Annotated in this window: 16 protein-coding genes; 7 read left to right on the plus strand and 9 right to left on the minus strand. The window is 32.1% G+C overall.

All coding sequences use genetic code 11. The features are described from left to right. Position 1: 1 nt before the first annotated feature. From IQ05_RS09025 to IQ05_RS09045, 5 genes are all read right to left on the minus strand, one after another. Positions 2 to 793 carry a (Fe-S)-binding protein gene (locus IQ05_RS09025; protein WP_144892186.1) on the minus strand — a complete coding sequence of 264 codons (792 nt, stop codon included), beginning with the start codon at positions 791 to 793 and terminating at the stop codon, positions 2 to 4. Positions 794 to 870: 77 nt separating this feature from the next. Further along, positions 871 to 2,202, minus strand: a complete 1,332-nt coding sequence (locus IQ05_RS09030) for a (Fe-S)-binding protein (RefSeq protein ID WP_144892188.1) — start codon at positions 2,200 to 2,202, stop codon at positions 871 to 873. A 10-nt stretch (positions 2,203 to 2,212) separates the two neighbouring features. Continuing rightward, entirely contained in the window at positions 2,213 to 3,172 is a 960-nt protein-coding gene (locus tag IQ05_RS09035) for an MlaD family protein (protein ID WP_144892190.1), read from the minus strand. Between the two features lie 44 nt (positions 3,173 to 3,216). After that, on the minus strand, positions 3,217 to 4,323 hold the full coding sequence (locus tag IQ05_RS09040; protein WP_144892192.1) for an N-acetylmuramoyl-L-alanine amidase family protein: 1,107 nt from the start codon (positions 4,321 to 4,323) through the stop codon (positions 3,217 to 3,219). 90 nt (positions 4,324 to 4,413) lie between these two features. Beyond that, positions 4,414 to 5,583, minus strand: a complete 1,170-nt coding sequence (locus IQ05_RS09045; protein WP_144892194.1) for an N-acetylmuramoyl-L-alanine amidase family protein — start codon at positions 5,581 to 5,583, stop codon at positions 4,414 to 4,416. An 83-nt stretch (positions 5,584 to 5,666) separates the two neighbouring features. Here IQ05_RS09045 and IQ05_RS09050 point away from each other — a divergent pair, with 83 nt between their 5' ends. Continuing rightward, the gene (locus IQ05_RS09050) at positions 5,667 to 8,414 is read left to right on the plus strand and encodes a putative LPS assembly protein LptD (RefSeq protein ID WP_144892196.1); all 2,748 of its coding nucleotides are present in this window, start codon (positions 5,667 to 5,669) and stop codon (positions 8,412 to 8,414) included. A 28-nt stretch (positions 8,415 to 8,442) separates the two neighbouring features. After that, positions 8,443 to 8,823, plus strand: a complete 381-nt coding sequence (locus IQ05_RS09055) for a RidA family protein (protein WP_144892198.1) — start codon at positions 8,443 to 8,445, stop codon at positions 8,821 to 8,823. Positions 8,824 to 8,932: 109 nt separating this feature from the next. On the opposite strand, the gene IQ05_RS09060 is transcribed toward IQ05_RS09055, so the two are convergent. The 4 genes from IQ05_RS09060 to IQ05_RS09075 all read right to left on the minus strand — a co-directional run bounded on the left by IQ05_RS09060 (position 8,933) and on the right by IQ05_RS09075 (position 16,692). Beyond that, entirely contained in the window at positions 8,933 to 9,784 is an 852-nt protein-coding gene (locus IQ05_RS09060) for an N-acetylglucosamine kinase (RefSeq protein ID WP_144892200.1), read from the minus strand. Between the two features lie 129 nt (positions 9,785 to 9,913). Continuing rightward, positions 9,914 to 10,918 carry a type I glyceraldehyde-3-phosphate dehydrogenase gene (gene gap / locus IQ05_RS09065; protein WP_144892202.1) on the minus strand — a complete coding sequence of 335 codons (1,005 nt, stop codon included), beginning with the start codon at positions 10,916 to 10,918 and terminating at the stop codon, positions 9,914 to 9,916. Between the two features lie 72 nt (positions 10,919 to 10,990). Next, positions 10,991 to 11,977, minus strand: coding sequence for a 6-phosphofructokinase (pfkA, locus tag IQ05_RS09070; RefSeq protein ID WP_086454612.1), 987 nt, complete (start codon positions 11,975 to 11,977; stop codon positions 10,991 to 10,993). 308 nt (positions 11,978 to 12,285) lie between these two features. Beyond that, complete coding sequence (locus tag IQ05_RS09075) at positions 12,286 to 16,692, minus strand: translocation/assembly module TamB domain-containing protein (RefSeq protein ID WP_144892204.1); 4,407 nt, start codon at positions 16,690 to 16,692, stop codon at positions 12,286 to 12,288. Positions 16,693 to 16,914: 222 nt separating this feature from the next. Between IQ05_RS09075 and tsaD the strand changes: the two genes are divergently transcribed. From tsaD to IQ05_RS09100, 5 genes are all read left to right on the plus strand, one after another. Beyond that, positions 16,915 to 17,937 carry a tRNA (adenosine(37)-N6)-threonylcarbamoyltransferase complex transferase subunit TsaD gene (tsaD, locus tag IQ05_RS09080; RefSeq protein ID WP_144892207.1) on the plus strand — a complete coding sequence of 341 codons (1,023 nt, stop codon included), beginning with the start codon at positions 16,915 to 16,917 and terminating at the stop codon, positions 17,935 to 17,937. A 7-nt stretch (positions 17,938 to 17,944) separates the two neighbouring features. Next, positions 17,945 to 18,652 (plus strand): 16S rRNA (uracil(1498)-N(3))-methyltransferase, encoded by a 708-nt coding sequence (locus tag IQ05_RS09085; protein ID WP_144892209.1) that lies wholly within the window; start codon positions 17,945 to 17,947, stop codon positions 18,650 to 18,652. 10 nt (positions 18,653 to 18,662) lie between these two features. After that, positions 18,663 to 19,301: a DUF4159 domain-containing protein gene (locus tag IQ05_RS09090; RefSeq protein WP_144892211.1), complete on the plus strand. Its 639-nt coding sequence runs from the start codon at positions 18,663 to 18,665 to the stop codon at positions 19,299 to 19,301. A gap of 482 nt (positions 19,302 to 19,783) precedes the next feature. After that, a complete protein-coding gene (locus IQ05_RS09095) occupies positions 19,784 to 20,734 on the plus strand; it encodes a zinc metalloprotease (protein ID WP_144892213.1) in 951 nt (316 codons plus the stop codon). A gap of 207 nt (positions 20,735 to 20,941) precedes the next feature. After that, positions 20,942 to 21,892: a zinc metalloprotease gene (locus IQ05_RS09100; RefSeq protein ID WP_144892215.1), complete on the plus strand. Its 951-nt coding sequence runs from the start codon at positions 20,942 to 20,944 to the stop codon at positions 21,890 to 21,892. Positions 21,893 to 21,933: the final 41 nt, after the last annotated feature.

Consider the following 21,933-nt stretch of genomic DNA (forward strand, 5'->3'; position numbering starts at 1 on the left):
ATTACAAGTCTTGAGCATTAGCAATAAGCTCAGCTATATCCATTACCTTGACATCACTTTCTCTTTCTTTGTTTTTGATACCATCTGTCATCATCGTGTTACAAAATGGACACCCTGCGGCAATAATATCAGGAGCTGTCTCTAAAGCATCCTCTGTTCTCTCAATATTAATTTCCTTATCTCCATTTTCAGCATCCTTAAACATTTGTGCTCCACCCGCACCACAGCAAAGTCCGTTAGCTTTTGATCGCTTCATTTCAACAAGAGCCGCATCAAGTTTCGTTATTAAATCTCTAGGAGCTTCGTAAACGTTATTGGCTCTACCCAAATAACAAGGGTCGTGAAAAGTAATACGCTTTCCTTTAAATTGACCACCTTCAATAGTAAGTCTACCATCATCAAGTAGCGATTTCAAAAATTCTGTATGATGTATTACTTCATATTGTCCTCCTAGTTCTGGATACTCATTTTTAAGAGTATTAAAACAATGCGGACAAGCAGTAACTATTTTTTTTGCTTCATACCCATTCAAAACTTCAATGTTCATCATGGCTTGCATTTGAAACAAAAACTCGTTTCCTGCTCTTTTTGCCGGATCTCCTGTACAGCTCTCTTCGGTTCCTAAAACAGCAAAAGAAACATTAGATCTATTTAAAATTCGAACAAAAGCTTTCGTAATTTTTTTTGCTCTATCGTCAAAACTTCCTGCACAGCCCACCCAAAATAAAACTTCTGGCTGCTTTCCTTGAGCTAACATTTCGGCCATGGTTGGCACTATTAAATTTTCTGACATACTTTTTTATTGATTCGGTTATATGATAATTTGTGTTTGTATTAAAAAAATACAATAATGAAATCCGTTACAATGGATTATTCATTTTTCCAATTTAATCTATCTTGTTGGTTGTATTGCCATGGCGCACCATTGTTTTCAATATTGGTCATCATAGCATTTAATGGCATTGGTGCAGCACTCTGTTCCATTACTAAATAACGTCTCATATCCATAATAATAGATAAAGGACTAATGTTTACAGGACATTCTTCAACACAAGCGTTGCATGAAGTACAGGCCCATAGTTCTTCAGCAGTAATATAATCATTCAACAACGATTTATTATCTGGTATGAAAACACCTTTATTCGCATCAATATTTTTTCCTACTTCTTCAAGACGATCTCTAGTATCCATCATGATTTTTCTAGGAGATAATTTTTTACCCGTATTGTTTGCAGGACATGACGAAGTACATCTTCCACATTCCGTGCAGGTATAAGCATTTAACAACTGAACCCAGTTTAAATCTTGCACATCACTAGCACCAAATTTACTTGGAACCGCATTTGGATCTACTGGTGCTGCTGCAAAAGGATCAGCATTTGGATCCATCATTAATTTAACTTCATTGGTAACCGATTGTAAATTATCAAATTGACCTTGTGCATTCAAGTTAGCAAAATACGTATTTGGAAAAGCCAATAAAATATGAAGGTGCTTTGAAAAATAAAGATAATTCATGAAAATCAAAATCCCAATGATATGCACCCACCAGAAACCTTCGGATAATAACATTACTAATTCATTTGAAAGTCCATTAAAAATAGGCTCAATAAACTGACTCACTGGAAAAGATCCTGCTTTTATAAAATGACCATAACCCCCTGGAACGTTTTGTAAATGCAAATCAGAAGCGTTCATTAATAAAAATAATGTCATCAACACCACTTCAAAATACAAAATGTAATTAGCATCACTTTTAGGCCAGCCTTTTAAATCTGAACTTACAAATCGCTTTAATTTAATAATATTTCTTCGGCTCCAAAAAGCAAAAACAGCCACTAAAACTAAAACAGCAAGTATCTCAAATGAAGCAATTAATACATTATAAGTAGTTCCCAAGAAAGCAAAAACTCTATGTGTACCAAAAAGTCCATCAATAATAATTTCTAACAACTCAATGTTAATGATTACAAAACCAATGTAGACTATAATGTGTAAAATCCCTGCTACTGGTCTCCTTACCATTTTTGATTGTCCTAGTGCTATCATGGCCATATTAGTCCATCTTGCTTTGGGATTATCCGTACGATTAACATCAGTTCCTAAATTGATATTCCTTCTTATTTTTTTGATACTTACAAAAAAATATCCGAAACCTATTGCCAATATTATGGCAAATAAAATATTGTCTAAGTAGCTCATTTTAATATATTTACTTTATTTGAATAGAATCTTTTTGTGCTCCTACGTATGGCTTGTTTTTCTTTCCAAACACTGATATATTTACATATCTAGTAGGATACAATCTAATATCTTGAAGAAGTAATTCCAACTCTTTGGTAGAAGTTTTAATATTTTGATAAAAAGATTCGTCTTTTAATAATTTCCCTATTGTACCATTTCCAGACTCTAAATTACGCATAATTCCATCTACACGTCCTAGAGTAGTATTTAGGTTCTTCACTGTTTTACCTAAATCAGCTTTGTTTAAAGAATCTGAAATTTTTGAAAAGTTGACTGAAACTTTATTCAAGTTAGTAACAACACCGTTTATTTGTGTTTTGTTTGTAGCTAATAAATCATTCACACTAGTTGAAAGTTTATGAAACTCAGCCACTGTTTGACTCAATTCAGCAAGAGTCAATTTGATATCAGCTTGACCTTTTTGATCTAAAACATTATTCAATCCAGAAATTAGTTTATCTGTATTACCTAATAATTTTTCAAGTTTATCTTGCAAAGGCGCTAATTGATCCCCTACTTTATCGGTTAAACCAAGCTTAATTCCACTTTGAAAAAACTGACCTTCAACAGCTAATTCTTTATCATTAAAATTAGGCATAATCGCTATTTGCTTTCCGCCAATAAAACTTGGCTCATACAATGATGCAACACTACTTTTTGTAATAGGAAAATCAGTTTTCAACTGTAACTCTACAAGCAATTTACCTGTATTCGCATTAATAGTAATACTGTTTACTTTACCTATAATCAAGCCATTAAGAGTTACTGGAGCCGATGATGTAAGACCTTCAACACTATTATATTCAACAAAAAAGGTTTTGTAATCTGTAAACAAGTCTTTTCCTTTTAAAAAACTGTAACCCCAAATAAAAAGTGATATAGATGCAATTACTAAAATTGCAGTTTTAATTTCTCGTGTTATTTTCAAAATTCAAGTATTTTTTACAAATTTAATATAAAATATTTGACTTGTTATAATAATTTAAGCGCTTCTTTAATACTAATATTTTTTCCGTTCTGAAACGCTACAATATAAGCAGTTGTATATCCTTTTAATTGAACCTTTTTTAAATTTTCTTTTGCTATTGCATACGTATTTGCTTCTCCATAGAAATAAGTGAACAAAGATCCAGAACTTGATTGAACTGAAACGTCTTTCAAACCTTTAAAATTTTGAGGCTTTAAATCCAACTTTTTATTGCCAGATGCAAATTGTATTTTAAAAACAACATTAGTTTTAGATGGTTTCGAATTTATATCTGACAAAGGCGCCTTAACTGTTATTTTTTTATTTACAGAGGAGGATTTCGTTTTTGAAACTTCTTTCAAATCATCATTGTCATTTGAAGAACTTGTATCAAAGTATTCTTTTTTGTAAGCAATTATAGCCGATGCAATTGCTTGGGCCATGTTTTTTTGTCCTTCTGCAGAGTTGAGATAAGTCCCCTCATTTTTATTGCTTAAAAAACCAAGCTCAATTAAAACACTTGGCATGTATGCAGCATCCAACACCCATAATGGAGTTTGTTTAATACCTCGAGATTTTCTGTTGAGTTTGTGTATAAAATTACCCTCTATTTTTGATGCCAATCGAATACTTCTATCTAAGTAATCTTCTTGTAAAATTTTTAAACCTATTAATGTTTCTGGATTTTTAGGATCAAATCCTTTATAGCTTCTTTTATAATCTTTCTCTAATAAAATAACAGAATTTTCTTGTTTTGCAATTTCTAAATTTCCTTTGCTTCGGGTCAAACCCATGACGAATGTCTCTGTCCCATATGGAACTGGATTATTTACTGAATTACAATGAATGGAAATAAACAAATCTGCATGCAGACTATTTGCTTTGTGAGGTCGGTCTTTGAGTTCAATAAAAACATCTGATTTGCGAGTATGAATTACCTTAATATCTGGATCTTCATTCAACTGCTTTTCGAGTTGCAAAGTCGTTTTTAGTGCAATTTCTTTTTCTATAAATCCATGGTAGGAATTTCCAGGATCTTTACCTCCGTGGCCAGCATCAAGGATAACAATAAATTTATTTTTAGATTGAGAAAAAACAGCTATGCTTGCCATTAGAAAAAAAACGACACATTTTGTTTTTATTTTTAAAACGCTATGCAAAATATATAGGTGTAAAATTATTAGGATCCTTTTTTGGAGGATTTATTTAAGGGCATCTTTAATACTGACTTTCTCACCATTTTTGTAAGCAATTAAAAAAGCAGAGCTGAAACCTTTATCTTTTGCGATTTTCAAATCTTTCTTAGCTGCTTCATAATCCGTTGTATTTCCATACAAATATTTAAAATATTTATTTTCGGTAATTACAGAAATAGCATCTAGCCCTCTAAAAGTTTTTGAACTTGTATCTAAGTTTGTCAAACTAGCCATCAATTGGACTTTATAAACTGTTGATGCATTACCATTAACCGCGGGTAAAACAGCTGCAGGATTAACTCCAGATTGTATATTTGGTGTAGTTGGCGTTTCGATAATTTCATTAATAGGTTTTTCTATTTTGTCTTGGGGTAATACTTCTTGTGTATTTTCAATTTCATTAGTCCCATAATATTCCGCTTTATAGCTAATAATTGCATCCGAAATAGCTTTTGCAATCTGGTTTTGACCTTCTTCAGAGTTTAGAATATTACCTTCAATAGTGTTTGAAATAAACCCCATTTCAATTAAAACTCTAGGCATATAGGCTTTATGCAATACCATAAAAGGAGCCTGTTTTACCCCTTCTCCACGTATTTTTTTTCCTAAATTTTCAAATGCATCCTCCACTTTACTGGCTAATGAAATACTGTTATCTAAGTATTCTTCTTGCATTAAAGTCATGCCTATCATAGTCTCAGGAGAGTTAGGGTCAAAACCTTCATATTTTTGTTTATAGTCCTTTTCCAAAGTAATTACAGAGTTCTCTTTCTTGGCTGCCTCTAAGTTTGATGAAACTTTACTCAAACCCATCACATAGGTTTCAGTTCCGTCAGCAAGAGTGTTTCTATTTGCATTACAATGTATGGATACAAATATGTTTGCGTTAAATCGATTTGCAATATTGGCTCTTTCAATCAAATCAATAAACACATCTGTTTTTCGAGTATAATTGACCTCCATATAAGGAGTTGACTCTAAAATTTTACCTACTTTTAAAACAACCGCTAATGCAATATTTTTTTCGATCCTACCTTCATAAACTGCCCCAAAATCATGTGCACCATGACCCGCATCCAGCGTTACCTTAAAATTACTTGATTGACTAAAACCTAAAACGGAATTCATCAACAAAATAAAAGTTACCAATAATTTATTATTACTTGAAAAAGACATGTTGTGATACGTTAATTTAATTAAAAGACTACAGTTATAAAATTATTAATTTGACTATTTTTGACCAAAAATAATCTGTAAGTTTGACTCCTCAAAAAATAGGCCATCATTTTACAAAAATAGCATTTAAACCTTTGCATACAAACTTATTTAATATCGTTTTAATATCTATTATCCTATCAATAGGTTCAGGTACAACATACGCGCAAGATATCAATAAAAAGAAGCCGAATGTAAAAGCTCAAAATAAAATTGATTCCGAACCCAAAGCATCTTCTACAATTAAAAAGGATGATAATCTTGCTGTAAAAAAAGTAGACACTATTAAGATTGATACTGTAAAAAGCAAGAAAGTATTTTTGAATGGAAAAGTACGTTACAAAGCAAGTAAGTATGTCAAAATTGATCAAAAGAGAAAATTAATCACACTAAACGATCAAGCGGAATTATATTATGAAGATGTAGAACTTAAATCTGGTATAATTGTACTTGATTATGAAAAAAATGAAGTCTATGCAGGAAGATTAAAAGACTCCACAGGTACTTACATTCAATATCCTAATTTTAAGCAAGGTGCCAATGTAGTAGAACCCGATTCTATTCGGTTTAATTTCAAAACAAAAAAAGCGCTAATTTGGAATTCTCGTTCAGATCAAGGCGAATTCAAAATCAAAGCTGCAGTTACTAAAAAAGAAAATGACTCCGTATATTTTTTAAAAGGCGCCCGTTTTACAACTTCAAAAGATGTAGACAATCCTGAATATTATTTCCAAACCAATAAAGTGAAATTTATTCCCGGCAAAAAAGTAGTTACAGGATTAACTAATATGGTTATTGCAAATGTGCCTACTCCTATTGCGCTGCCTTTTGCGTTTTTCCCTATGAGCAAGGAAACCAGTATTTCGGGTTTAATATTACCTAGTTACAACGACTCTAACAACCGTGGTTTTTCTTTGCAAAACTTAGGTTACTATTTTGCCTTAAGCGATAACTATGACTTAACCGTATTAGGAGATTATTATACCAATGGTAGCTATGGGATGCGTTTTGAGTCAAGCTATGCCAAAAGATACAATTACCGTGGTAACATCAATGTGCGTTTTGAAAATTTAATCAATAGTGAAAGAGGGTATCCTGACTATTCTAAACAGAACATTTACAACATCCAATGGTCTCATTCAAAGGATACAAAATCCAGTCCAAATTCCACTTTTTCAGCTTCTGTGAATTTAGGAAGCAGCAAATATTTCCAGCAGTCCATTAATCAAGTTAACATTGGCTCAAACCTAAACAATACACTTAGCTCTTCAGTATCTTATTCCAAAACATTTACTTCAGTGCCACAAGTGCGTATGTCATTGACAGCTACACATTCTCAAAACACACAAACAGAGGAAATCAACATGACCTTACCTACGCTACAATTAAGCGTAGACAGAATGTATCCTTTTGTAGGTAAAGACGGCGTGAGAAAAGGTTTTTTTAAGAATATCAATTTACAATACAACCTAAACGGTAGAAATAGTATCGTAACTAATGACTCTTTATTTTTTAAACCCCAGATGTTTCGTGATGCAAAAATAGGTTTTCAGCATAGCATCCCGTTGAGTACAAATTTTAAATTATTCAAATATTTTAGTGCTACTACATCAATGAATTATGAAGAAATTTGGTATACAAAAACGATTAACAAAAGCTTTGATATAGAACAAAACCGAGTAGTTGATAGAACCGTTAATGGTTTTGACGCTTTTAGAACCTATTCTTTCTCATCAAGTGTAGGAACAACAATATATGGAACGTTCAATTTTGGTGAAAACAAAAAAATAAAATCAATACGTCACGTAATGAGACCCTCCATTTCTTATGGGTACACACCAAGTTTTGAAAAATATTACGATACTTATGCTGCCGATGGTTCAGGAAAAATGCAAAAATATACCCGATTTGAAAACGGAATTTACGGTGCACCAGGATTAAACAATTCTAATATTTTAGGTTTTAATTTAAGCAATACGCTGGAAGCAAAGGTAACAGACAAGGACAGTACTAAAGTGGAGTCCAAAAAAATAATGCTACTTAACAACCTTAACTTTTCTACATCATACAACATGAATGCCGATGGTAAAACAACATTAGCATTAGCACCAATTCGAGTAAGTGGTGGTACAAATTTACTAGATAATAAAATGAATGTAAATTTTGGAGCCACTCTTGATCCTTACGCTATTGATAATTCGGGTAACCGAATAAATGTGTTTAACATCAATAACGGCGGAAGTCTTTTTAGAATGACAAGTTCAAATATGACCATAAATTATGCCATTTCAAGCAAAGGAAAAGATAAAAATGAGAAAGATAAAAATTCATTAAGCAAACGAAATGGTGGTCGAGAAGACGATTTATTTGGAACCAATGTTGATCTTGGTGATAGCCGAAGAAGTTTATTTAATGAGGATGAAGAAAATGAAGAAGAAGATACAGAATCTGAGTTTTTTAATTCTAAATTACCTTGGGACATGACATTTGCTTATTCCCTAACGTATGGAAACAATAATCGAGAAAATGAAATCATAGGAAACTCAATTATGATATCTGCCAATGCTGACATAACGCCCAAATGGAAAGCTGGTGTATCAACAGGATATGATTTTGTTCAAAAAGGAGTTACGTTCACTCAGTTGCGTTTTGAGCGTGATTTGTTAAGCTGGCGAATGGATTTTAACTGGTCCCCTTTTGGTACAAATGCAAACTGGGGTTTCTTTATCGGTATAAAATCTGGTGTATTAAGTGATATCAAATGGGATAAACGTAGTACCATAAACAGGTAACTTTAAAACTAATTCAAATTAATGCCACATGAAAAAAATAATTTTTACTAAAAATGCTCCTGCTCCAATAGGTCCTTATAGCCAAGCTGTACTAAAAGGGAATACACTTTATACATCTGGTCAAATAGCTTTAGATCCATCAACTGGAGAACTAATAACATCGTCAATTGAGGCTGAAACCGAGCAAGTAATGCAAAACATGAAAGCAGTTCTTGAAGCAGCAGAAATGACATTTGAAAATGTTGTTAAAACAACTATTTTCATCATGGACATGAATGATTTTGCTCAAATAAATACGGTTTACGGTTCCTATTTTGACGAAAAATCAGCTCCTGCTCGTGAAACTGTCCAGGTAGCTTGTTTACCAAAAAATGTTAATGTAGAAATCTCTATGATTTCCATATTGTAATATCAATTTACAGCGTTTTACACTGCAAATTAAACATAAAAAAGTCCTTACTAATTCTAATCAAGCTATGCTTTTTTAGAATTAGTAAGGACTTTTTTATTTTGTGACTCTATTTATTTAAATTGTGGTAAGCGATTAAGCCATCAATAGGTCTTCTTAAAACATTCCCCAATTGCAATTCATATTTATCAAAAGTTTCCTGTAATTCTTCTTTTAAGTAAAAAGCAATAGAACCTACAAAATGAACTTTTACCTCTTTACAATTATCAAATTGCTTGATATAATTTTTAACAAAAGATTTCATTCCCTTAAAAATTATTTTCCTGCAAAACTCTGTCTCTTTATGCTGAATTAAAAACTTTGCAAAAGTAGCTAGATAAGCGTTAGGATTAGGCTCCTTATACAACTTGCTTTTTATAGCATCTGGATCTAAGTCATACTCTTTTTCAAATTCAACAGCCAATTCTTTTGGCATTTTGTTAAAGTAATACTTTCTAATTAATTCTTTCCCAAAAACATTTCCACTGCAATCATCCATAGCAATATAACCTAGAGATTGTACTTTTTGATGCAACTCTTTACCATCAAAGTAACTACAATTTGATCCTGTTCCTAGTATAGATACTATTGCTTTTTCTCCTTTTGGAGTAGTAGCATAAACAGCTGCATAGGTATCTTCTTTAACATCAATGATTGCGTTAACAAAATAGTTTTGAAAAACTTGAGAAAGTGCTATTTTCATCCTTTCAGTACCACAACCTGCACCGTAAAAGAATAAATGAGTAGCATTTTTTTTATTGTGTAAAATATCAAAACGATCGTTCAATCTTTCAATAATTTCATCTGGTTCTAGCACTTCGGGGTTTAACCCAAGTGTTTGTGTTGTAAATAAAATTTTACCATTGTCATCTATCGCAATCCAATCGGCTTTAGTAGATCCGCTATCAACTATTAGTCTCATTTTTTTTTAGTTTATTGGTGTGTGTTGCCCATTTAATATAAAGTCATAACCATTTAATTTCTATACCAAAGCAACAAAAAATAAAATCCCGTTACAGCATGATAACGGGATTTGTAAATATATAAAGAATTATTTTAACCCTGCAATGTGCACAGATAAATCAATTAACTTACTAGAATAACCATACTCATTATCATACCAAGAAACTATTTTGAAAAAAGTAGAATTTAACCCAATTCCTGCAGTGGCATCAACGATTGAAGTTCTTTTATCAGAAATAAAATCTTGAGATACTACAGCATCTTCAGTGTAGCCTAATATTCCTTTCATAGTGGTCTCAGAAGCATTTTTTAAAACTGCCATAATCTCTTCGTAAGAAGTTTCTTTAGCAACTTTTACCGTTAAATCTACTGCAGATACATCAACAGTAGGAACACGGAAAGCCATACCAGTTAATTTTCCATTCAATTCAGGAATAACTTTTCCTACTGCTTTTGCAGCGCCTGTAGAAGATGGTATAATGTTAACACTTGCAGCACGTCCGCCTCTCCAGTCTTTTTTTGATGGACCATCTGCTGTCATTTGAGTTGAAGTGGTAGCATGAACCGTTGTCATTAACGCCTCTACAATTCCAAAATTATCATGAATCACTTTAGCTAATGGTGCTAAGCAATTAGTAGTACAAGATGCATTAGAAACCACTAAATCTGTTGCTTTTGCAGTTTCATGATTTACTCCCATAACAAACATTGGTGCATCTGCAGATGGAGCAGAAATAATAACTTTTTTAGCACCTCCTTTAATATGCTCACTAGCAGTTTCTATAGTTGTAAAAATACCTGTACATTCAGCAACTACATCAACATCTACTTCATTCCATTTCAAATCAGCTGGATTTCTTTCGGCAGTGATACGGATGTTTCTTCCATTTACATATAATTTACCTTCTTTAACTTCAACAGTACCGTCAAAACGACCGTGAACTGAATCATATTTCAATAAATAAGCTAGGTGATCTACATCTAATAAATCGTTTATTGCTACTACCTCTACATTATTTCTATTAAAAGTTTCTCTAAAAACGATTCTTCCAATTCTACCAAATCCGTTAATTCCTAATTTTACTTTTGACATTTTAATTTAATTTTTTTGTTTATTTTTCTTTTCTACCTAAAGTCTAATTTCCTCACAATAAACTTTAATTAACTATGTCGACATGATGTCTGATACTCTTAATAATTCTCTATCAATCATGGATTCTCCTTTAATAGCTTGTTCCAAAGGCGTCAATGTTACTTGATCATTTTGCAACCCTACCATATAACTCGATTTACCTTCTAGTAACGATTCAACTGCTTTTACACCTAACCTACTTGCTAGAACTCTATCAAAACAAGAAGGGGATCCTCCACGCTGCATATGACCTAAAACAGAAACTCGAACATCATATTCTGGTAAATTAGCCTCTACGTAATCCTTAAGTTCAAATACATTTTTACCAATTTTATCACCTTCGGCAATGACTACTATACTTGATGATTTTCCAGAAGCCTTACTTTTCTGTAAAGATTCGAGTAATCTATCTAGTCCTAAATCTTCTTCAGGAATCAATATCTCTTCTGCACCAGCACCTATACCTGCATTTAAGGCAATATGTCCCGCATCTCTACCCATTACCTCAACAAAAAACAAGCGGTTGTGTGAACTTGCTGTATCTCTTATTTTATCAATAACATCTACAACTGTATTTAATGCTGTATCATAACCAAGGGTATGGCTGGTACCAAATATGTCATTATCTATAGTTCCTGGGATTCCCATTACTGGAAAATTAAATTCTGAATTAAATAATAATCCACCCGTAAAAGTTCCATCACCTCCTATTACAACCAGTGCATCTATACCTGCTTTGGTTAAATTTTCATGTGCCTTTTTTCTACCTTCTGGGGTTTTAAATTCTAGGGAACGCGCAGATTTTAATATGGTTCCTCCTTTATTAACAATATTGTTTACACTACGAGGTCCCATATCTTTAAAGTCTCCTTCAATCATACCTTGGTACCCTCTATAAATCCCTATACATTCTATGTTATGGTAAGCACAAGTTCTAACTACAGATCGAATTGCTGCATTCATTCCTGGGGAGTCTCCACCAGACGTAAGAACACCTACTTTTTTAATTGTTTTTGGCATTTTTATAATATTAAAGTGTAAAACTAACAAACATTAACCACTTATGAGACAGTGTTTTTTATTAATTAAAAGGCTGTCTTGAATTCAAACGTTTTCGTTGATAAGTTTTTTTAAAACACTATTAAATTACGCTATTAATTACTAAAAGTGAAAATTTATTCACTTTTAGTAAAATATTAACGTTTTAATACTAAATAAAATAAAGGATTGTAATTCAGATATTTCTAATGAAATTCAAATAATTTGGACTCCTGTTCATAAAAAATAAGCAGTTGTAGCAAAGTATAATTTACAAGTATGATTCTTGTTTAATACTCCTCTGGCAGAAGGCCTTCTTGATTTTTCTTAATAGGTTCTGGTGTTTTTTTCTTGGATTTAGAAAAATTAATATAATCTGGAGCCATTTCAGAATCTTGATCCTCAGACTGAAATGCTCCTACTTTTTCTATTTTAAGGTTTTTAAAGATTTTGTTTACAAACTCTTTAAAAGTATCAAAATCTACTTCATAAGACACCCCTAAACCTTGGGTATAACCAATTCCTTGACCTACATAATTGATGTCATTCTCTTTATTAAAAATTCTCAAATTTAATGTACCATCTTCGTTTACACGGTACAACACCTCAACATCGCCTACAATTGCAGACTCATTAATTCCTCCAAAAGGAACTCCTAACTTGCCATTTATTGTAATACGATCGTTTATTTTAGATGATATAGTAGCAACAAATCTACCATCAGTTTCTTTACCTAATCGCCTATCGGCTCCAATAAAGTTAAGACCAACCTTAAACTTTTCATCATCAGAACGAATGATTCCGCCCAAAATACTAGAAGCCGTTTCAAACAAACTTCCTGAAAAATCAGATTGATTTACACCTTCAGGACTTAAAAATCCACCTGAGGACAACAAGTACAAAGCTTGAGTTTGTCTTACATCTTTATCATTTAATTTATATTGAATTTCAGATTTCAAAACAGTACTTACCGTAGGGAATTCGATATTAAAATCTGGCTCAGGACTCGTTAAATCTCCTCGCACACCTATTACAACCTCCACTGGAACTTTAGAATTAAAAGAAGCATTATCTAATAAAACTGCTGGATTTGCTGTTGTTTTGTAAATAGCTTCGAGGTTAAGTTGTGCTTTCATAGGATTCCCTTCCCATGTTATTGATCCACCTTTTTTTACTGCAAACTTTTTATCAATAAGTCCACCATATTTAAAATTATAAGTCCCTTCGTAAGCCTGGAAATCTCCCCACATGTTAAATTTACCAAGGGTATTAATTTTAAATAGTAAAGACCCAAAACCTTTACCTTTCATACCATGCCCTGTATTTCGATCCAGAATAACTTCAACCTCAGCATCTGGAGTAATGTCAAAATCAAATTCAAGTTCTAAACCGTTGTAATTTCGTGTGTTTTCAACAATCCCGTTTTTAATGTTGTATTTTTCTTTTTCTGTAACAAAATGAATAAATACATTATCACTTACACTTTCGGCATTATTAATAGGGATTTTTACCGCTGTACCTTTTTCTGATTTGGCTTCAACTTTTATAAATAAACTATTGGTAGGCCCTTTAATTGTTGCGTTACCATCAATAAAAGCAGTTCCGTAATACGCCGCATCTTCACTGTCCTTTGTATCTAATGCTACCAATCTTTTTGAATTTATGGCCAAGTCTAATTTCCAATCTGAGAAATTATTGTGTCCTATATACCCATTTAGATTTCCTATGGTACCATATTTAGTATCTTTCAAGGTATTGTTTCTAAATAGAAACTTCTCATTTGTCAAATCTATTATCGTTTTGTCACTTAAACCATAGTCCACGTTAAGATATGGAATTGTCAAACCTGCTTTGTCCAAAAATAATCTTCCGTTAATAGTAGGATTTTGCAAGTTACCCTCAATAGTTGCATTACCACCTACAAAACCTCTTATATTGGATAAAACATCACCACCAAGAGAGTTAAGTGTTGCAATATTAAACTTATCAAATTTTAATTTTAAGTCTAAAATGGTTTCTTTATTGACAATTTCAAAATTCCCGTCGGCATTAAATGATTCTAAATTTTCGTTTTCTAAGTTTGAGTTTATGGTGAATTTTTTAAAAGTTTCATCACCCTCAACATCAAATTTCAAAACACCCAAATCTGTTTTGTTGACGTTTAATTTATCAATGACTATTGCGGCCGTAGGCTGGTAAACATTTTTATTTTGTTTAAAATCTATTTCACCATTTATATTTCCTTGTACAACTAGTTTATTGTTTGTGGGGGTAATTTGATTTAAGTTAACATCTTTAAAGCTTAATTTCAAATCCTTAAAATCACTCCCTTTTAGATTTCCATCCAACGCTATGGACTGATTTTCATGAGAAAGCACCAGCCTATCAATGTCAAAATTCTCCAAAGATTTATCAAAAACAATTTGATTATCAGGCGTTTCATTTTCATTTAAAAACCACAAATAATCTTTAAACTTGACTTCAGATTTACTGATACCTACAACATTATTATTGTCCTTATTGATAGTATGATACAAGTTGAGATTGTAATAATCTTCGGCTTTGGGACCACCTTTAAATTCAGATCTAAAAAACAACGTATCCTTGTGTGTCACATTGATCAAACTGAAATCTCTTATTTTATAATACTTGGTTTTTATACTATCAAGCTCAACATAAGCATTATAAAGCGGATTTTTATTATCAACAGTTACTCTTATATTATCAAATGTTATGTTTGAAGCTGTTATTTGCGGGGAATTAAAATCTAATTTAAATTCATGATCATCTGAACTGATATTCCCCTTAACAATTGTATTGGCTCCGATGGCAATATCTGGGTAAAAAATCTCAATTATTTTATTGTAGATAGAAAAATTAAAATTTAAGAACTGACCTTTTTTAACCTTTATGGGTTTAAAATTAGTATATAAACTTCCTAACGAATTCTTTACTAAATTTTGCAATTGATTGAATTCATACCTACCTACAATTTCTCCCTGAACAATGTCTGGGGAATTCACCGTTATGGTCCTTACTCTATTCGCATCAAAGGTTGAATTTATCGTAAAATCATTAAAAACATAGGTGTCTTTTGCATTTTTATAAGATGTTTTATTGATAAAAACAGTTCCCTCAAAATTTTCTATTGAATTCCCTGATGCTTGTACTTCAACATCTCCTTTGAAAACAGAAACAGGATCATTCATCAACTTCAATTTTTTCAAATCGGCATTGAGAACATTAATTTGAAAATCATATTTACTATCTTTTTTACTTAAATCTAAAGCGCCATCAAAAGTCATTTTCAAATTTGGATCATCAATCTGGATGTCTCCAATGTAATTTGGACTCGCAAGATTACCGTTTAAAGTAATATTTGTATAATTATAACCTTTAAATTCTATTTGGCTTACTTGACCATTCACCGCAGTGTTCAAATACTTTTGATTAAACCCTTGACCATCCACATCAATATCAAGAGAAACTTTTCCTAAATCTTTCTGATCAATCATGGTACCTAGATCAAAATTATCTAAGATTACAGTACCAATGTAGGATGCTTTATCAATTTCGTTAATGTTATTGATGTACAAATTTGAAGTTACTTTCCCTAATGCTGTTATCATAGAAAAATCAGCTTCAACGGCTGTAGTTGTAACAGATGCTGTACCCTCAGTTGTAAAACGTCCTAATTTTTGCAGAGAAGTAGGCAGTTTATTGCCTAAAATGTTGGGCAGAATTACAACTAAATCATCATAAGTAGAAGTCAATTTATCAAACTTAGAAAACATTGAAAATTGTTGTCCTTTTCTAGCAAATAAATTCTTGAAATTGATATCACCTAATAACTGTGTTTTTCGCTCATCAATTAAATTTAACTTCGAAAACTGTAAATCATTTAGCGTTCCCTTGATCTTTGATTTTAAAGTAAATCGCTGGTTTTTACCTAATTCTTTATAAAAATATCGAATATCATTTGATGCAATTGTAGCTGCATCTAATTGAATATCAAATACTACTTTATCATTAAAATTAGAAAAATCTTCAATTTTGTATTTAAGAATAACTTCTCCTTTGAGTGAGGATTCCTTGGTTTGCAAATCTAGTTTTTCAAGTTTGATATTTTTTTTGGAATATGAAAATTTCGATTTCAGATTTTTAACATACAATCCTCTAAAATCTAGAAAGGACATCTTATTGATACTGGTAGAAACTTCTGGACCAAAAATTAAAAAATCAGTAACCGATGCATTCAATTTTGTGAAATCTACATTTTTTGGTGTTTCTCTGTTTTCATCAATTAATATAAATCTTCCATCGTAAATTTGTAAGGTATTGGCTTTCATTAAAAATTTTCGATTGGAACGTTTTCCAGTCTCAAATGATTTAATAAACTTATCCATGTTCGTCTCTTTTTCACCCTTGTATGTTTTTAGGTTAAAAAGTAATCCGTAAACATCCAGATTATCAAAAATAAGATCTCCATTCAGCATTTTTTTGCCTTCAAGAATAGTGGTAGCAATACGCTCCGAATATATCAAAGTATCCTTTCGGTGGTCTCTTATTAATACATTTTTAAATTTAACACCTCCAAAAACTGAAATTGAAACACCTTCAACACTTATATTTGTAGCATAATCTTTATTCACAGTATCCGTAAAATAACGTGCTATCCTAGTTTGTACAGCAGGCATAGTTAGAGCAATACCCGCAACAAGCAGCAGAACTAGTAGCCCAAGCAAAACTCTAAAAACTATTTTAATTACTTTTTTGATACTTAATTGAATTTATTCATTTAAAATTTAATTTTGCTTTTGCAAACACAACTTCCTTTGCTAAAAATTCTCTAATTTTGAAAATTACAAATGTGATCCGTACGACGTGTACAAATTGTAACTCAAAATTCATACCCATTTATGCAAAATCCTGAGGTTTTTATACTTGCAATAGAAAGTTCCTGCGATGATACCGCCGCTGCAGTTTTAAAAAACGACAAAGTACTATCAAATGTTGTAGCAAACCAACTTATTCACAATCAATACGGGGGTGTTGTTCCTGAACTTGCCTCTAGGGCTCATCAACAAAACATTGTTCCTGTAGTAGATGCTGCACTTAAAAAAGCAAATATACAAAAAGAACAGCTATCTGCAATTGCATTTACACAAGGTCCTGGCCTTATGGGCTCCTTGCTGGTAGGAAGTTCTTTTGCAAAATCATTGGCTCTAGCCTTAAACATTCCGCTTCTTGCAATAAATCACATGCAAGCTCATGTTTTAGCGCATTTTATTGATGAAGAAGGATTTGAAAAACCAAGCTTTCCATTTCTAGCACTAACTATAAGTGGTGGGCATACCCAAATTATCAAAGTAGAAGATTATTTTACCATGACCATAATTGGCGAAACCACTGATGATGCTGTAGGCGAAGCATTTGATAAAAGTGCCAAAATCCTTGGACTTCCCTATCCTGGCGGTCCTTTAATAGATAAATATGCTCAACTAGGAAATCCAAAAGCATTTCCATTTACCAAACCTAAGGTGGCAGGATTAGATTTTAGTTTTTCGGGATTAAAGACGGCAATTCTCTATTTTATTCAAAAGAAAACATCCGAAAATCCAAATTTTGTAACTGAAAACCTAAACGATATTTGCGCCTCAATACAACATACCATTATTGAAATTTTAATGAATAAAATAAAGCTTTCTGTAAAAGAAACAGGTATTAAACAAATTGCAATTGGAGGCGGCGTATCTGCAAACTCCGGCATAAGGACTACTTTAAAGGAAACCGAAAAAAAATACGGTTGGAAAACCTATATACCAAAATTTGAATACACAACCGATAACGCTGCAATGATAGGAATTGTAGGATATCAAAAATATTTATCACAAACATTTGAAAACTCTAATGTAGTTTCAAAAGCTAGAATACAATTTTAAAAAAACTATGCAATTATTTTACAACCCTACAATAGATGAAAACACTCAAAATTTTTCATTTGACAAAGAAGAAAGCAAACACATAATAAAAGTTTTACGTAAGAAAGATGCGGATATTCTTCATGTTACAAATGGTAATGGTTTATTATTTACAACCCAAATAACATTAGCATCAGATAATAAATGCACTGTTGATATTATTTCGTTTATACAAATAGCGCCCTCAACTTTCAAACTTCATCTTGCAGTTGCTCCTACCAAAATGAACGACCGTTACGAGTGGTTTCTTGAAAAAGCAACCGAAATTGGAGTTCATGAAATCACACCTGTGTTTTGTGATCGATCAGAACGAAAAAACATTAATAAAGAACGTTTTGAAAAAATAGTATTAACCGCTATGAAACAATCAAACGCCGTTTTTTTACCAAAAATCAATGATGCTATATCTTTTAAAGATTTTATAAAACTCAATCCTTCAGGTGTAAAAATCATAGCACATTGCGAGGAAACTGAAAAAAAATCATTAAAAAGTATTTTACAAAAAAACGTAGATTACACTATTTTAATAGGTCCAGAGGGAGATTTTTCAGAAAAAGAAATTCAACTAGCACTCGAAAACGAATACGCTCCTGTGATGCTAGGCGAAACACGATTGAGAACCGAAACTGCTGCCATTGTTGCCTGTCACAGTGTTATTTTCTCAAATGAAAACTAAGATCAATTCCATGAAACATTTTTTTTATTTCATAATCCTTTTTAGCTCAAGCTTGTTTGCGCAGGAAATTGCATTAGTAAAATACAGCGGCGGTGGAGATTGGTATGCAAATCCAACTTCATTGCCTAATTTAATTAAATTTTGTAACAGCAATATCAATACCCGCATTAAACAAAAACCAGCTACTGTTGAAACATCAAGCCCTGATTTATTGTCATATCCTTATATTCATTTAACAGGGCATGGAAATGTAGTTTTTAATGATACCGAAGTCAGTAATCTTAGAAATTATTTAGTAGCAGGTGGTTTTTTGCACATTGATGACAACTACGGAATGGATCAATACATTAAAAAAGAAATAAAGAAAATTTTCCCAAATACAAATTTGGTAGAAATACCTGCCACACATCTCATTTTTCAAAAACCATTTGCTTTCCCAAATGGATTACCAAAAATTCATGAGCATGACGGCAAAAGACCGCAAGCTTTTGGAATTTTTGTAGAAAATAAACTAGTTTTACTCTACACCTATGAAAGCGACTTAGGTGACGGTTGGGAAGACCCAGAAGTAAACAACGATCCTAAAGAAGTACGTGATAAAGCACTAAAAATGGGTGCAAATATCATTCATTACATTTTTAACAATTAATCCTATTTTTATTAATTAGGGTAAATTATATGAAATTCACAATAGGCATCTAAATTAAGTATCTATCTTAATTTAGATGCCTATTTTGAATTTATAAATAAAAAACACTCCTATATATACTTGCTGCACAGTCTACAAGACAACAAGAACTTTTTTGTGTAAAAAAGCTCCCCTAATTTCATACCTTCTAAATAACAGAATTAGATATTTCTTATTAAATTAATGAATATTTAACCAATATGATATTTTACTTCCTAAATTGCTTTGGTATTCTTAGATTGACAATGATTTTTCGCATTTTTTAAAGGATGCAATATCAGAAAATTCATGATTTAAAAAAAAATTAAAATATACGAACCCTTGTAAAACAAAGGATTAAGATTTTTTTTGAATTAATTTTTTAAATTAATTTTTTTTTACAAAATAATGTTATAAAATTGTTAAATAATTAACCAAAATAATCAATATTTAACAACCGTCCTATGAAAAAGTTTATGTTACCTGCGTTAGCATTTATGATGCTATTTTCTTGTCAAAATGACACCACAGAAACTAATGCTCCAGAAGCCTCTGCAGTACTAAAAAGAGGTTGTGCATCTCAAGAAGTCTTAGAAGCCCAAATGAAAGCAGATCCTTCTCTTGCACTAAGAATGAACAAAATTGAAGAGTTTACAAAAAATGCAATGACAAACGGAAGATTAGTTAATGGTAAAATTGAAATTCCTGTTGTAGTGAATGTATTGTATAATTCTGCAGCCGAAAATATTTCATTGGCACAAATTCAATCTCAAATTGATGTATTAAATGCAGATTTTAATGCAACTAATGCAGATTTCAGCAGTACCCCTGCTTTATTTTCTGGAGTTGCAGCTAATGTTGGAATCACTTTCGTTTTAGAAACAGTAAACAGAAAATCTACTTCTAAAACATCTTGGGGAACTAGAGATGCAATGAAAAAAACAAAACAAGGAGGTTTAGATCCTACTTCACCTACAACAAAACTTAACATGTGGGCTTGTACAATTGGTGGTGGAATCTTAGGATATGCTCAATTTCCTGGGGGAGCTTCTACTACTGATGGCGTTGTAATCGATTCTAAATATTTTGGTTTATCTGGTTCAGGTGCTTATCCTTATAACTTAGGAAGAACTGCAACTCACGAAGTTGGTCACTGGATGAACTTACGCCACATTTGGGGTGATGCAACTTGTGGAAGCGATTTAGTTTCTGATACTCCTACTCACAATGATGCTAATTACGGTGTTCCTGCATATCCTCACTACAGTACTTGTACAGGTACTCCGGTAGAAATGACAATGAACTACATGGATTACACAGATGATAGAGGAATGTACATGTTCTCTAATGGTCAAAAATCTAGAATAGCTGCAATTTTTGTTGCAGGTGGAGCAAGAGCAAGTTTCGGAATATAATTTTCTATCAAACCAAATAAAAAGAGGCGTCCTAAAAAATCACCTCTTTTTATCTAAAAATTTTGACTCAATTCTAAAATATTAGAATTACCCATTTTTAAAATTATTTTTTACTAAAAAAAATAATTTGAAATCAATACATTGAATAAACTTTAAAAAAATCGTAAGATAATTAACCAAAACCTATTAATTTATATATACTTTATTATGAAAAAAATTCTTTTATCTGCTTTAGCATTCATGATGCTATTTTCTTGTCAAAATGACACCACAGAAACTAACGCTCCAGAAGCCTCTGCAGCACTTAAAAGAGGTTGTGCTTCTCAAGAAGTTCTTGATGCTCAAATGAAAGCAGATCCTACTCTTGCACTAAGAATGAACAAAATTGAGGAATTCACAAAAAATGCCATGGCTAATGGAAGATTAGTAAATGGTAAAGTTCAAATTCCTGTTGTAGTAAATGTTCTTTACAGAACAACTGCAGAAAATATATCTCTAGCACAAATTCAGTCACAAATTGATATTCTAAACAAAGATTTCAATGCAACGAATTCTGATTTTAATCAAGTTCCTACTTTATTTGCTGGAGTTAAAGCTAATGTTGGTATATCTTTCGTTCTTGATGCTGTTTATAGAAAATCTACTACGAAAACATCATGGGGAACTAACGATGCAATGAAAATTGCTTCACAAGGTGGAATTGCTCCTACTTCACCAACTACAAAAATGAACCTATGGGCTTGTACTATTGGTGGTGGAATTTTAGGTTATGCTCAATTTCCTGGTGGATCTTCTTCTACTGATGGTGTTGTAATAGATTCTAAATATTTAGGAAATACGGGTACAGCTGTATACCCTTTCAACTTAGGAAGAACAGCGACACATGAAGTTGGACACTGGATGAACTTACGTCACATTTGGGGTGATGCAACTTGTGGAAGTGATTTAGTATCTGATACACCTACACACAATGCAGCAAATTCTGGAGTTCCAGCTTATCCACATTACAGTACTTGTACTGGTACTCCAGTAGAAATGACAATGAACTATATGGATTATACCGACGATAGAGGAATGTATATGTTCTCTAACGGACAAAAATCTAGAATGAATGCAGTTTTTGTTTCAGGTGGAGCAAGAGCAAGTTTTGGAATATAATTTCAGCCTTAATTAATATTGAAAACTCGCTACTTGTTAGC

Origin of the sequence: Flavobacterium tiangeerense (assembly GCF_007830355.1) — a bacterium.
Classification (GTDB): domain Bacteria; phylum Bacteroidota; class Bacteroidia; order Flavobacteriales; family Flavobacteriaceae; genus Flavobacterium; species Flavobacterium tiangeerense.

What these genes read in the sequence shown, in the direction of transcription:
- IQ05_RS09025 (WP_144892186.1), bottom strand. Translation starts at nt 793, where the DNA reads ATGTCAGAAAATTTAATAGTGCCAACCATGGCCGAAATGTTAGCTCAA.
- IQ05_RS09030 (WP_144892188.1), bottom strand. Translation starts at nt 2,202, where the DNA reads ATGAGCTACTTAGACAATATTTTATTTGCCATAATATTGGCAATAGGT.
- IQ05_RS09040 (WP_144892192.1), bottom strand. Translation starts at nt 4,323, where the DNA reads ATGGCAAGCATAGCTGTTTTTTCTCAATCTAAAAATAAATTTATTGTT.
- IQ05_RS09045 (WP_144892194.1), bottom strand. Translation starts at nt 5,583, where the DNA reads ATGTCTTTTTCAAGTAATAATAAATTATTGGTAACTTTTATTTTGTTG.
- IQ05_RS09055 (WP_144892198.1), top strand. Translation starts at nt 8,443, where the DNA reads ATGAAAAAAATAATTTTTACTAAAAATGCTCCTGCTCCAATAGGTCCT.
- IQ05_RS09060 (WP_144892200.1), bottom strand. Translation starts at nt 9,784, where the DNA reads ATGAGACTAATAGTTGATAGCGGATCTACTAAAGCCGATTGGATTGCG.
- gap (WP_144892202.1), bottom strand. Translation starts at nt 10,918, where the DNA reads ATGTCAAAAGTAAAATTAGGAATTAACGGATTTGGTAGAATTGGAAGA.
- pfkA (WP_086454612.1), bottom strand. Translation starts at nt 11,977, where the DNA reads ATGCCAAAAACAATTAAAAAAGTAGGTGTTCTTACGTCTGGTGGAGAC.
- IQ05_RS09075 (WP_144892204.1), bottom strand. Translation starts at nt 16,692, where the DNA reads ATGCCTGCTGTACAAACTAGGATAGCACGTTATTTTACGGATACTGTG.
- tsaD (WP_144892207.1), top strand. Translation starts at nt 16,915, where the DNA reads ATGCAAAATCCTGAGGTTTTTATACTTGCAATAGAAAGTTCCTGCGAT.
- IQ05_RS09085 (WP_144892209.1), top strand. Translation starts at nt 17,945, where the DNA reads ATGCAATTATTTTACAACCCTACAATAGATGAAAACACTCAAAATTTT.
- IQ05_RS09090 (WP_144892211.1), top strand. Translation starts at nt 18,663, where the DNA reads ATGAAACATTTTTTTTATTTCATAATCCTTTTTAGCTCAAGCTTGTTT.
- IQ05_RS09095 (WP_144892213.1), top strand. Translation starts at nt 19,784, where the DNA reads ATGAAAAAGTTTATGTTACCTGCGTTAGCATTTATGATGCTATTTTCT.
- IQ05_RS09100 (WP_144892215.1), top strand. Translation starts at nt 20,942, where the DNA reads ATGAAAAAAATTCTTTTATCTGCTTTAGCATTCATGATGCTATTTTCT.